This window comes from Micromonospora sp. NBC_00389 (assembly GCF_036059255.1).
GTDB lineage: Bacteria > Actinomycetota > Actinomycetes > Mycobacteriales > Micromonosporaceae > Micromonospora.
On record NZ_CP107947.1, the window covers coordinates 2068632 to 2081685 of the forward strand.

10 protein-coding genes are annotated in these 13054 nt (G+C 73.9%); 2 read left to right on the plus strand and 8 right to left on the minus strand.

The genetic code is table 11. From position 1 onward, the window contains the following. Window positions 1–281: 281 nt before the first annotated feature. The 7 genes from OG470_RS09880 to eccB form a co-directional block, all read right to left on the minus strand. Window positions 282–689: a pyridoxamine 5'-phosphate oxidase family protein gene (locus tag OG470_RS09880; RefSeq protein ID WP_328422924.1), complete on the minus strand. Its 408-nt coding sequence runs from the start codon at window positions 687–689 to the stop codon at window positions 282–284. 31 nt (window positions 690–720) lie between these two features. Continuing rightward, the gene (locus tag OG470_RS09885) at window positions 721–1062 is read right to left on the minus strand and encodes a YkvA family protein (RefSeq protein ID WP_328422926.1); all 342 of its coding nucleotides are present in this window, start codon (window positions 1060–1062) and stop codon (window positions 721–723) included. Between the two features lie 97 nt (window positions 1063–1159). Continuing rightward, window positions 1160–1957 carry a hypothetical protein gene (locus tag OG470_RS09890; RefSeq protein WP_328422928.1) on the minus strand — a complete coding sequence of 266 codons (798 nt, stop codon included), beginning with the start codon at window positions 1955–1957 and terminating at the stop codon, window positions 1160–1162. A 264-nt stretch (window positions 1958–2221) separates the two neighbouring features. After that, a complete protein-coding gene (locus OG470_RS09895) occupies window positions 2222–2578 on the minus strand; it encodes a hypothetical protein (protein WP_328422930.1) in 357 nt (118 codons plus the stop codon). 203 nt (window positions 2579–2781) lie between these two features. Further along, on the minus strand, window positions 2782–4044 hold the full coding sequence (locus OG470_RS09900) for a WXG100 family type VII secretion target (protein ID WP_328422932.1): 1263 nt from the start codon (window positions 4042–4044) through the stop codon (window positions 2782–2784). Further along, on the minus strand, window positions 4037–4405 hold the full coding sequence (locus OG470_RS09905) for a hypothetical protein (RefSeq protein ID WP_328422934.1): 369 nt from the start codon (window positions 4403–4405) through the stop codon (window positions 4037–4039). Before OG470_RS09905 ends, OG470_RS09900 begins: the two co-directional genes overlap by 8 nt. 89 nt (window positions 4406–4494) lie before the next feature. Beyond that, the gene (eccB, locus tag OG470_RS09910; RefSeq protein WP_328422936.1) at window positions 4495–6021 is read right to left on the minus strand and encodes a type VII secretion protein EccB; all 1527 of its coding nucleotides are present in this window, start codon (window positions 6019–6021) and stop codon (window positions 4495–4497) included. A 159-nt stretch (window positions 6022–6180) separates the two neighbouring features. Here eccB and OG470_RS09915 point away from each other — a divergent pair, with 159 nt between their 5' ends. After that, window positions 6181–7368 carry a type VII secretion protein EccE gene (locus OG470_RS09915; RefSeq protein ID WP_328422938.1) on the plus strand — a complete coding sequence of 396 codons (1188 nt, stop codon included), beginning with the start codon at window positions 6181–6183 and terminating at the stop codon, window positions 7366–7368. A 60-nt stretch (window positions 7369–7428) separates the two neighbouring features. On the opposite strand, the gene eccD is transcribed toward OG470_RS09915, so the two are convergent. Then, window positions 7429–8826, minus strand: coding sequence for a type VII secretion integral membrane protein EccD (gene eccD / locus OG470_RS09920; RefSeq protein ID WP_328422940.1), 1398 nt, complete (start codon window positions 8824–8826; stop codon window positions 7429–7431). Between the two features lie 166 nt (window positions 8827–8992). Between eccD and eccCa the strand changes: the two genes are divergently transcribed. After that, a complete protein-coding gene (gene eccCa / locus OG470_RS09925; protein WP_328422942.1) occupies window positions 8993–12958 on the plus strand; it encodes a type VII secretion protein EccCa in 3966 nt (1321 codons plus the stop codon). Window positions 12959–13054 lie beyond the last annotated feature (96 nt).

Sequence of the window (13054 nt, forward strand, 5' to 3'; positions counted from 1 at the left end):
CCTCGGGCCGTGGGCTCACCGGGGACGTAACCGTCCTGCTCCGGCGGGCATTCCGCCGCCGGCAACCGGCAAGGCGCGGTGCGATCAGGTGCAACGGCTGCTGGCCGGGCGGGATTCCGGGTTCGACGTGCCGCTGCTCACGGCTCTCCCGCCACACCATCACCGGGTCGAGCGAAGAACCGGATGATCCGGGCAGCGATCAACGGACCGGACACCGGGGACGGCCTGATCACGACTCGCATGACCGGCGAAGGATGACCAGCGGCGCAGGTGGCGCGGCGTCAGAGGCTGCCCAGGAGGCCGGTCACGGTGATCTCGATGACCACGCGCTCCGGATTCGGGCGCGGGGGTCGGTACCGCTCGGCGTAGCGGCGCTCCGCCTCCGCGACGGCGGCCGGATCCGACCGGAGCACCGCCCGGCCCTCAATGGTCAGCCAGCGGCGGCCATCCACGTGACAGACGGCCACCGGGGTGCCTGCCGCGCCGGCGGCGGCTACCTGGCGGGCCTTGCGGGAGGTGCCGGAGGTGATCACCCGGGCCAGCCCGGCTGCCGGGTCGAGGGTGACCCCGACCGGCACCACGTGCGGGGTGCCGTCGGCGCGCAGCGTGGTCAGCGTCGCGAGGTGCCGTTCCGCGCAGAAGGCGGCAACGCGGTCGTCGCGTACGTCCAACTGGTGATCGCCCGCCATGCCTGTCCCCCGTCCACCGAACCGGCCTCGATCATGGCACGCGGCGGCGTACCCGGTCCGGATCCGGCGGCGCGTCCGGCTGCCCGGGCAGCCGGCGATCGGCCGCCCGGCGCTGGTGCACCAGGCGGGTCAGGTAGATCAGCGCGCCGGCCAGGACGCCCATGTCGTCCAGGTAGATCGGGTCCGGGAGCAGGTCGACCGGGAAGATCGTGTAGATCAGCGCCCCGTAGAAGGCGACCTTGCCGCCCGCGCCGAGACCGCTCAGCAGACGCCGGGTCCGTACCACCCGCACCGCCAGCACCACCGCACCGGCCAGTGTGGCGACGGCCAGGATGCCGGCGATCACCACGAGGACCCACGCCTGTCGAGACATTCCGTCACGCTAACCCACCACGGCCGCCCCGGCCCGCTGACGGGACCGGCCCGCGACGCACGGACGCGGGGCGGCCAGCACCAGCGCGTCCCAGCGGTCAGAACGCGGGTACCGCCGCGCGTCCGCGGGCGACCATGGCGTTTTCCCGGGTCTGCTCGACCGGCGGCCGGACGACCTCGCTCAGCGGCAACACCGAGGCCGACTCCGCCACCCGCCGTCCGGTGGCCTCGTGGGCCTCCTCGCGCAGGCTGCGGGCCGCCACCACAGCCGACTCCGCGGCCCGCCAGGCGGCCTGCTCCCGCTCCACGGCGGCAGTGTGCCGGGCCGCCAGGTTGTCCCGGATCGCCCGCTGCAACACCAGCTCCTGCTCGACCGGATGCAACCGCGGGTCCCACCCGTCGCGGTGCCCGAAGACGTCACTGAGCTGCTCCACCGACAGCTCCCGCCGCCAGTACGCGTCCAGTGCGGCCCGGTGCAGGTAGCGCTCGCGGTCGACGTACTCGGCCGGGGTCCGGGCCGTGTGCGGCTGCGGCATCGCGGCTGCGGCGCCGAACCGTCGGACGGCCGCCTCGGCCGCCTCGTACGCCTGCCAGGCGGCCTCGACGGTCTCCTGCGCGGCCACCCACTCCGTCCGGCGGCGTTGGGCGGTGGTGGTGGCCCGCTCGGCGGCCACCGTCACCTCCTGCGCGTAGCGGCTCTGTTCCCGTTCCTCGTGGGCCTGTTCGAGTTGGCTGGGCATGGCCGCGCGCCGGATCCGGGAGCCCGGGTCGAGGCGGAACTTGCCGGGCCGCAGCAGCAGGGCGGCGACAGCGACCACGACCACCCCGAGCAGGCTCAGCCAGATGGCGGCGGCCCGGGGCACGTCGGGCAGGAAGGCGGAGAGGACGGTCTGCATGATCAGCACCTCGCGGTCGAACGACGGGTATCGACGGGTGGCGGTGGACGGGTGTTCCGGCAACAAGGGCCGGGGCGGGTTGGCCGTCGGGGCGGAGTGAGTCGCCGGGCCCCGGGGCGGTAGCGCTGTGCGGCGGCTGCCGGGCTGGTCACCGTTTGGTGATCTCCGGCCGGCGTGGTCACGCGGACGGCGACGACTCCGGCACCCGGATCGGTGACCCGGCACCGGACCGGGTGGGTCGGGGGCGCCGGTGGCCGGCCAGGATCAGCGGGTGGGCGGGCCGCGTCGGGACGGGGTGCCGTGGCCGGGCTCGACGGTCACCGGGTGCTCCGCGGCGGTGACCGGACCGGTCGCCACGGCGGCGACGACCGTGCTGACCGGCCGCGGTGCGGCCGGCTGGCTCGCCCGCTCGGTGGCGGCGACGGCGTCGGGTCGGAGCGTGTCCACCCGGCTGCTCACGGCGCTGGGCCGCAGCTGCGTCGGTGCGGGGGGTGGCGTCGCGGCGAGCGCGCCGCCGAGGCCGACCGCGAGCACCAACGCGGTGACCGCCAGCCGGGTCAGCTCACGCAGTGACCGCAGCACGGCCCGCCGGGCTGGGCGGACGAGCGCTGCGGAGGACACCCGACCAACCTAACCCCCGACCCGCCGGGTCGCAGCTCGGCAACGGCTCATTCGGGCGTGACCACCGCCACGATGCGCACTGTGGACGGACAGGCCCTCCACCTTCCGACATGACGATGGCCCCAGCCGGATCGGGTCCGGCCGGGGCCACCGCGGCACGTTGGGGCGCCGCCGACGCCGTCGGGCATCGGCGGCGGATCGGGTCAGCCGGAGGTGCCGAGTACCGGCGGCGGAGCGTCCCCGTGGTCTCCCCACACCATCTCGTCCTCGGTCAGCCAGGTCAGCCGGTCGTCGGACTCGTCGTCCTCCGGCCGGCCGTGCCCGCCAAGCACCCCGGGGCGTTTCGCGCCGCTGCCGGCCGCCGCTCGGCCGGCAGTCTCGCCGCGCCGCCCGTCAATGCTGCGACCCACCCCGGTGGCGGGGCGGTTGTCGGGTGCAGCCGGGCCAGCGGCCGGCCGGACCGAGGCGGTGGGCGTGCTGCTCGAACCGGCGAGGGCAGCGGTGCGAAGCACCCCGCCGGCCGGAGCCCCGCCGTGCCCTCCGAAGAGCAGGCCTGACCCAGCGCCGGCGCTGGCGGTCACGGTGGTCGGCCCGGACAGGCCGGCGGTCCCGCCGCCGGGCGGCGCTCCGCCGAGCACCGGCTCCGCGCCGGCCAGGGAGGTGCCGCCTTCGGTGGCGGAGTCGCTGCCCGGACCGGTGACGACTGCCGGCGCGCCGCCGGTGCCCACGCCGTCCTGGCCAGTGCCTGGCCCGACGCCGACGACCTGTGGCTGGCCCACACGGTCGGGCGTCGTGATGGTCGCGTCGCCGGTGTGTGCCGTGTGCTTGGTGGCGAGGGGCGCGGCGCTCGGCGTGTCGGTGCCCGGAACGCTGCGTGGCGTCGTCGGGTCATCGCGGACCGTCTTCGGCGTCTCGGGGTCGGGAGGCGGCGGGTCGACCACCCGGTCATAGGCGGAGAGGTCGTAGCCGGCTGCCAGCCCGGCCACCACGTTCACCATCCGCTGATGGGCCTTCTCCTGCTCTGCCTTGTCCTGCTGGTGACCCAGAATGCCCCCGACCACCGCGCCGGGCAGGCCGAACGTGGCGCCGCCCCGGAGGGCGCCGGAGATCGTCTGGTCGTTGTCGTCGGTCTCTTCCGGGCTCTCCGCCTGCTTGTGCGCGGTGCGCAGCTGGCCGGCCATCATGGTCAGCCCCTGCTGGACGCCGGCCATCCCCTCGCCCAGCGCCTCGGTGTGGGCGACGATCATCATCAGCCGCCGCTGGAACTCGAGACCTGCCGAGCCCGTCCAGGTGTTGCCGAGCTTTTCGAGGTCGCCGCTCAGCTCCCGGCCGAGACCGTCCAGGATGCCCTTGAGGGCGGACCACTGGGCGGCCACACCCTCGATCTGCTCGGGCTTGCCGGCCATCACGGCGTCGTACAGCTGCTGGTGGCTGTTGCCCTGGTAGCGCTGGGTGTACTCAGACACGCCCGTCCTCCTTCGGCCCCAACGCCCGGTCGACCCCGGTCAGCGCGGCGGTGATGTCGGTGGCGTTGGCCGCGTTGCGCGCCTCGGCGGTGCGGTAGTTGGTCAGGATCGTGCTGGTCGCCTGCTGTGCCGCCTGCACCGCCTGCCGGAGCCGCTCGGCCTGCACCACGTAGGACTGGTGGACATCGCTGTAGCGCCTCGCGTTGTCGGTGGCGTCGGTGAACGAGCCCAACGCCGGAGGGCGGCACTGCATCTCGGTGTTGAGCTTGCGCAGCACCGACTCGGCCTGGCTCAGCCGAGCCGCCAGGTGCAGGTGGAAGTCCTCAAGGGACAGCAGGTCGACTTCCGTACGCCCGGTCATGGCAAACATCCCCGTCGTTCTGGTTGACAACCGTCAGCAGCTCTCAGGTTAGTCCACCAGTGCGACGCGGGGCGACCCGTCCGGGCCGCTCAGTCGTCGGCTCCAGTCGATGCCGCGGGCACCCCGCCACCCGCCCCACCGTTCGCCGGCGTGCCGCTGGGCGAGGCGGGCGGCGTCGGCTCCGGTGCTGGCGCGGCCGACGACGGACCACCGGGCGAAAAGAAGGCCGACGCGTCCGCCCGGTTGAGGTTCGGCCCGGTCGGGATCAACGAGAGCAGCGAGCCGGGCACCGCCAGCGGGGTGACCCCGCTGTAGCCGAGGACGGCCGGCGTCTCAGCCGACCCGAGCGGGTACCGGACGCCCTGCGGGCTGATCAGGTAGATCGTCGACCCGGCGGCGACGGAACCACTGGTCCCGGCGCCGGGCGCGGCCTGGGCGAGCACGCCCTTGCCGCCGGGCAGCAGCACCGCCTCGGCCGTGCGCACCGAGTCCCGGGCAGCCTGGCGGACCGGCACCGGGCCTGACGCGCTCGCGGTCAGCTCCGCCGGAGCACGGTCGAAGACCTCGACGGTGGTGGTCGGCGGGCCGCCCCCACTGCCCGCCCGGTACGTGGCGCAGAGCACGGTCTGCCCGGACCGGGCCGCGTACAGCGTGGGCAGCGTCAGGGGCAGGCCCTCCTCGTCCACCCGCTGCTGGGTCAGTAGCCGGCCGGCCTGATCCGGGGTGATGTCGGTGATCTGACCGCCGCCGCCGATCATCAAGAGCGCGGTGATCTCAGTAATTGAGACGAGACCTTCCCGAGTCAGCACGTAGTGCTGGCCGGCCGCCTTGAACACCTGACCGATGTTGGCCTGTCGATCGGCCACGGCAAGGCCGCTGCGCTCGCCCTCGCCAGGCAGCGACGGCTTACGCAGCGGGGGCCCGGCCGGTACGGCATTGAGCAGTTGCTGCCCGACCGGCAGCGGTGTCGTGCCGGTCATCTTCAGCGCCGCGATCGCCTGGTCGCCGCCGAGCACCTGGAGCCGGGCGCCGCCGGTGAGCAGGTACCGCTGACCGTCCACGGTGACCAGTGCCGCGCGGTCACCCAGCGGCGTGCCGCCGGGCAGCGCACGGTCGATCACCACCCGGGTGCTGGAGCGGCGCGGGTCGGCCGGGTCGGGCACGTCGCAGACAGACCAGGGCAGACCGGTCAGCGACTTGCGGTCCGGCAACGCGTCCGGCGCGCCGACGATGCCGACGGTGCGGCCGCGCGGCCGGTCCCGCAGCGACGCCTGGGACATCGTCCGCACCGTCGGATCCGCCGTGTCCAGGATCAGCCGGGCGGACGTGTAGTTCAGCGTCGGGAGCAGCTTCCCCTCCACGAACACGTACGTCGCGCCGCTCTCCCGCTCGATGACCAGCGTGTTCTCTTCCAGTGGCGCGGTGTTCCCGGTCAACTGGCCGTACGCGCCGACCCCGCCGAGCACCACGGCGGCGGCGATGACACTGCCGAAGATCGCCATGCCGAGCCGTCGCATCGGCAGGTTGGTGGTCTCCGGATCGCCCGACAGCAACGCCGAGACGATCCGGCGGGTGACGAAGCGGTACGCCTGCACCTGATCGCGGCGGGTCCGCATGACTTACCTCCGGCGGGGTGGATCCGCGACGATCAGGTCGGAACGCCGTCGCGGGCTTCCCTACGATAAGGGGCCGACGGCGGGTCTTTGGGACCACCGCCCTTGGCCGACGCCGGAACGACCCGGCGCAGCCGTACCGTGCAGGAGGGACAGTCACCGATGACGCAGGTTCAGGCGCGACCCGCCCGAGTGGCCAAGAACCCGTCCGGCGTCCCGGCGCGGGCGACCCCGCCGGCCGATCGCCCCGGCCGGGGACGGGTCGGCCCGGTGCTGGTCGGGCAGCTCGTCGTGCTGGAGGTCTGCGCGGTCGCCGTCTGGGCCGCGGGGGCCGGGCCCAGCTGGTTGCTCGTCGCGGTGGGCACGGTGGCGGCGCTGGTCGTCCTGGCCGTGTTCGCCCGTCGGGGTGGCCGCTGGTGGTTCGAGGACCTGCTGCTGCGGCGGCGGCTGCGGCGTCGCCGCGAGCGTGCCGCGGCGACGCTGGCCGACGGTACGGCGGCGGACCCCCGGCTGGCCGCGCTCGCCCCCGAGCTGACCGTCATCGAGCTGACCGACCGGGGCACCCGGCTCGGCATCGGGCAGGACGCCCAGGGCTGGTTCGCCGCGGTCGCGCTGCAACCCGCCTCCGGCACGACGGTCGGCTCGATGGACGCGTCTGCGGTGGACCGGGCGCTGCGGGTGCTCACGGAATTCGCCGCGCCGGTGTCCCGGGCTCAGGTCGTCGCGCACACCCTGGTCTGGTACCCGGCGCCCGGTGCGCCGCCGGCAGCGCACCGGACCGTCTGGGTGGCGCTGCGGCTCACCGTCCGCGACGCTCGGGTGGAGACGGTGAGCCGGGGCGGCGGGCTGCCCGGCGTACACCGGACGTTGGCTGCCGGAATTGGCAGATTGGGCAAAGCACTGACCGCCGCCGGGCTGGCCCACCGACCGCTGGGCCGCGACGAGCTGCGCGCGGCCGTGGTCTCGGCCGCCGGGCTGGACCTGGTGCCGGAGCCGCCAGCGGAGACCTGGCAGGGGCTGCGCGGCGGCGGCTGGACGCACCGCTGTCTGGCCCTGCGGGGCCGATCGGACGCACCGCTCGGCCCGTTGGTGGAAGCGATCACCGCGACCTCCGCGCCTTCGCACACGGTGGCCGCGGCGGTGTCGCCGGACGGGCGGGTGGCCGCGCCGCTGGTGCGCGTCGCGGCGATGGACAACCACGTCGAGGCGCTGGTCAAGGTCGTCCAGGACGTCGCGCAGCGGGCCGGCACGTCACCCCGGCCGGTGGACGGGCAGCACGCCCCCGGCGTGTACGCCAGCGCACCGGTCGCATCGGCGCTGGGCGGCTTCTCCGGCCCACAACCCCGCTGACCGCCCGCCCGCTGACCGGCCGTTCGCCTGGCCGGTCAGTGGGGCGGCGGAGCCCTCGGGTCAGGGCCGCAGGTTCACGATCCAGCCGTACAGGCCACAGACCCAGACGGCGAGCGGGACCAGCGAGATGATCAGCAGGATCTCCACGATGTCGAGCAACCGGCCCCAGACCGGGGAGATGCGCTTGCCGGCCACGGTCAGGCCGTAGATCAGGCTGACCACGGCGGCCAGCAGCAGCCCGCCGAGGATCAGGCCGAGCCGGACCGGCAGCGACCCGCCGGCGAAGGTGGCCGCGGCGGCCAGGCCCAGCCCGACGGTGCCGGCCAGCAGCACCGGAGTGCGTTGGGCGCGGCCCAGGAGCGGACGGGCCCGCAGCAGCGAGAGCAGGGCCAGCACCAGGCAGAACAGCACCGCCGACAGCCGACCGTCCAGGGCCAGCACCAGCTGCGCGCCGAGCACCAGCAGCGACACCGTCCACAGCAGGCCGGTGAGGAACTGGTCGGCCCGCTCGCTGAGCTGGAGCACCTGGCGCCCGTCGACCGACTCGCTGTCGGTCTTCAGGTCCTCCGGACCGGTCGGGATCGACGGCACCGGCAGTCGGGCCAGCCGGTAGGCCAGCATCGGCAGCGCCGGCACCGCGCCGAACGCGACCGCCGCAATCACCGCGGCCGCGGCCGGCGCGTCGATGCCGAAGATCAGGCAGAGCACGGCGCCGAAACCGGTCGCCGCACCCACCCCGATCGCGCCGAAGAAGAGCGGGTAGCGGTCGCCGACGGCCAGCGCGGCCACCGCCCCGGCGACCACCACGGCGGTGGCCGCGAGCAGGACGTGCGGGCTGGCCAGGTCGGTCAGCGACCGGTCGCCGGCGAGCAGCAGCAGACCGCCGGTGCCGGCGTGCACCAGGCCGACAATGGCCAGCACCGCCCCGGTCCGGCTGTCACCCGCAGCCCGGGAAAGCACCGCGGCGACGACCAGCAGCGCCACCGTGACGAGCAGGGCGGCCAGCGCGCCGGGCAGGTGTGGCGGACCCGCGAAGAGCGCGGCGAGCGCTCCGGCACCGAGCGCGGCCGCCGCGAAGAGCACCGCGAAGGACCGGGTCGAGCCGGCCTGCCAGGCGCCGGGGCGCTGGTTGGTCGCGGTGGCGACCGCGTCCACCACGTCGTCAAAGACGATCTCCGGCGCGGCGGCGGACCGGGGGTTGAAATACAACACCTCACCGTCGCGCACGCCGAGCTGCGCGGCGGTACGTCCGCCATCCAGGGGGGCGCCGCCCAATCGGGACAGTGCCCAGCCGCCGTGCCGCACGCCGTCGTCGGCCAGGTCCTCCCCGGCGTAGCGCAGCAGGGTGGGCAGCAGGTCCGCCATCGGCACGTCCGACGGTAGGGCCAGGTCCATTCGGGTACGGGGTGCCACGATGGTGATCCGGCTCAGACCACCGGTCGCCGTCTTCGTCGCCACAGTGGCCTCCAGGTGTCCGTCTACGATCAGCTGGCCGGGGTGCCGCGGTGCGGGTCCACCGCGCCCACGGGAGATTACCTACGATGGCGGGCACGTACGATGCCCACCCGCGGACTTTGGTTCGCGACTGCACGTCATCAGGGCCGCTTCTGGGGAGGAGACAGCCGTGAGCACGGTCGTGTTCCGCCGGCTCCCGCGTCAGCCGGGGCCTGCCTTGCCGCGCGGTGAGGTGCTACTGGAGTCACCTCCTGAGCTGCCCGAGCCCACGCCCCGCGGGATGGGGCAGGTGCTCATGATCCTGCCGATGTTCTGTGGCGTCGGCGCGATGGCCTTCCTCTACGCCGGCCGGGGCGGCGGCATGATGACGTACGTCGCCGGTGGCCTGTTCGGCGTCTCGATGCTCGGGATGGCGATCGGCTCGCTGAGCAACAGCGGCGGCAAGGACAAGGCCGAGGTGAACGCCGAACGCCGCGACTACATGCGCTACCTGGCCCAGATGCGCAAGCGGACCCGCCGCGCGGCGGAGCAGCAGCGGGCGGCGATGGCCTGGCGTCACCCGGAGCCCGACGCGCTCTGGTCGATCGCCGCGTCCCGGCGGCTCTGGGAGCGGCGGATCACCGAGGACGACTTCGGCGAGACCCGGATCGCGCTCGGCCCGCAGCGGCTGGCGGTGGAGATCGTTCCGCCGGAGACGAAACCGGTCGAGGACCTGGAGCCGATGAGCGCCATCGCGTTGCGCCGGTTCGTCCGCGCCCACTCCACCGTGCCCGACCTGCCGACCGCGCTGTCGGTGCGCGCGTTCAGTCGGGTGGTGCTGCGCGGCGACCGGGAGCCCGTGCTCGACCTGACCCGGGCGGCACTGGGCCAGCTGGCCACGTTCCACGCCCCGGAGGACCTGGTGATCGCGGTGGTCGCCGCGCCCGACCGGCAGTCGGCCTGGGGCTGGGTGAAGTGGCTGCCGCACGCCCACCACAGTGGACGTACGGACGCCGCCGGCGCCCGCCGGCTGGTCTTCGCCAGCCTGGCCGAGGCCGAGGCGGCGCTCGCCGGGGAGCTGGCCGGGCGGCCCCGGTTCGCGCCCGAGGCCAAGCCGCTCACGACCGCGCAGCACCTGGTCTTGGTGATCGACGGCGGCGAGGTCTCACCGACCTGCCAGCTGGTGGGTCAGGGCCTGCTCGGCGCCACCATGATCGACCTCTCCGGAACGGTGCCGCGCGACGCCGGCCGCTGGCTGCTCTGCCTCGACGTGGGCGACGGAAGCACGCTCGACCTGGTCCGGGGCAGCACGTCCTCGCAGCTCGGCCGACCGGACCGGCTCAGCGCCGAGGCCGCCGAGGGGCTGGCCCGGCAGATCGCCCCCTTCCGGCTCTCCCAGCAGCAGACCAGCAATGAGGAGCCGCTGGCTCGCAGCACGGAGCTACCGGACCTGCTCGGCGTCGGCGACGCCGCGGCGGTGGACGTCCACCAGACCTGGCGCCCGCGCGGTCACCGGGACCGGCTGCGCATCCCGCTCGGCGTCGGCCCGGACGGCAACGTGGTCGAGCTCGACTTCAAGGAGTCGGCGCACGAGGGCATGGGCCCGCACGGCCTGGTGATCGGTGCGACCGGGTCCGGCAAGAGCGAGTTGCTCCGTACGGTGGTGGCCGCACTGGCGGTGACCCACTCGTCGGAGGAGCTGAACTTCGTCCTGGTGGACTTCAAGGGTGGCGCGACGTTCGCCTCCCTGGAGGCGCTGCCACACACCAGTGCCGTGATCACCAACCTGGCCGACGAGCTGCCGTTGGTCGACCGGATGCGCGACGCGCTCGCGGGCGAGATGGTGCGCCGGCAGGAGTTGCTGCGGGCGGCCGGCAACTACGTCTCCCGCTTCGAGTACGAGAAGGCCCGGGCAGCCGGCGAACCGCTGGCGCCGATGCCCAGCCTGCTCATCATCTGCGACGAGTTCAGTGAGCTGCTCGCCGCCAAGCCCGACTTCATCGACCTGTTCGTGATGATCGGCCGGCTCGGCCGGTCGCTCGGCGTGCACCTGCTGCTGGCCAGCCAGCGGCTGGAAGAGGGCAAGCTGCGCGGCCTGGACACGCACCTGTCGTACCGGATCGGTCTGCGTACCTTCTCCGCTGTGGAGAGCCGGATCGTGCTCGGCGTGCCGGACGCGTACGAGCTGCCGAACGCGCCGGGTCACGGCTATCTGAAGACCGACACCAGCACGATGCTGCGGTTCCGAGCGGCGTACGTGTCCGGGGCGTACCGGGCGCCGGGGCAGCAGGCATCCGCGTCGCAGGCCCTGGTGCAGCGCCGGATCGTGCCGTACGGCCTCGACTTCATACCGGCGCAGATCCCGCAGATGCCGGTGGACACCGCGCCGGAGCCGGAGCAGCCGGCCGACGGCAAGGCCGTCGCGATGCTCGACGTGCTGATCGACCAGCTCAGGGGCCGGGGTCGTCCGGCGCACCAGGTGTGGCTGCCGCCGCTCGCCGACCCGCCGGGCCTGGGTGAGCTGCTCGGCCCGCTGGCCGTCGACCCGACGTACGGGCTGTGCACCGCCTCCTGGCCGGGCCGAGGGCGGCTCACCGTGCCGGTCGGCGTGGTGGACCGGCCGTACGAGCAGCGCCGTGACCCGATGATGGTCGAGCTCGCCGGGGCCGGCGGCAACGTGGTCATCGTCGGCCGTTCGCTCAGCGGCAAGAGCACCATGCTGCGTTCGCTGCTCGCCTCGCTGTCGCTCACCCACACGCCGCGCGAGGTGCAGTTCTTCTGCCTGGACTTCGGCGGTGGCGCGCTGCGCAGCCTGGAGCGGCTGCCGCACATGGCCGGGGTGGCCGGCCGGCGGGACGTCGAGGCGGTGCGCCGTACGGTGGCCGAGGTGGTCGCCGTCCTGGACGAGCGGGAGGCGCGTTTCGCCCAGCACGGCATCGACTCGGTGGCCAGCTACCGCCGTCGTCGGGCCTCCGGCGAGTTCGCCGACGACCCGTTCGGCGACGTGTTCCTGGTGGTGGACGGGTGGAACACGCTGCGCCAGGAGTACGAGGAGCTGGAGCAGACCATCACCACGCTGGCCAACCGGGGCCTCGGCTTCGGCGTGCACGTGGTGCTGACGGCGGTGCGCTGGGCGGAGATCCGGATCAACATGCGGGATCTGCTCGGCACCAAGCTGGAGCTGCGCCTGGGTGACGCGTCGGAGTCCGAGATCGACCGTCGCTCGGCGATGAATGTGCCGGAGAAGGCGCCCGGTCGTGGCCTGACCCGCGACAAGCTGCACTTCCTCACCGCGGTCTCGCGGATCGACGGCCGCCGGGACATCGACGATCTGAGCGAGGCGTCGATCGCCCTGGCCGGGCACGTGGCGGCCAACTGGCCGGGCCGGCCGGCGCCGAAGGTGCGGCTGCTGCCGCGCAAGCTGCCGGTGGCCGAGCTGGCCCGGATCATCGACCGGTCGGCGCCCGGCCTGCCGATCGGCGTGAACGAGTCGGCGCTGGCGCCGGTCTACCTGGACCTGGCAAACGAGCCGCACCTGACGGTCTTCGGCGATGCCGAGTGCGGCAAGACCAACCTGCTGCGACTGATCGCCCGGGGCATCACCGACCGGTACACGCCCGCCCAGGCCCGGCTGGTGATCGCCGACTACCGGCGTGGGCTGCTGGGCGCGGTGGAGGGCGACCACCTGCTGGACTACGCCCCGTCCAACCAGGCGTTCGCCCAGGGGTTGGGCTCGATCCGCAGTGCGCTGACCAACCGGTTGCCCGGCCCGGACGTGACCACCGCCCAGTTGCGCGACCGCAGCTGGTGGAAGGGCCCGGACCTGTACATCCTGGTGGACGACTACGACCTGGTGGCCTCGGGTGGCAGCAACCCGCTCAGCGCCCTGCTGGAGCTGCTGCCGCAGGCCCGCGACATCGGCCTGCACCTGGTCATCACGCGGCGGGTCGGCGGGGTGTCCCGGGCGCTCTACGAGCCTGTGCTGCAGAGGCTGCGTGAGCTGGATTCGCCCGGCCTGCTGATGTCCGGCAGCCGGGAGGAGGGCGCGGTCTTCGGCGCGTTGCGGCCGAGCCCGCAGCCGCCCGGCCGGGGCACGCTGGTGCGCCGCCGCGACGGCCAGCAGCTGATCCAGACCGCCTGGTCGGAGCCGTCGTGACGAGGCCGGGTCAGGCCACGTCGTTCCGTGCGTCAGGATCGATCGGCGCGTCGCTCCGGTGGTGAGTTTGGTGATGAATTTCCGGTCGTATTCCCG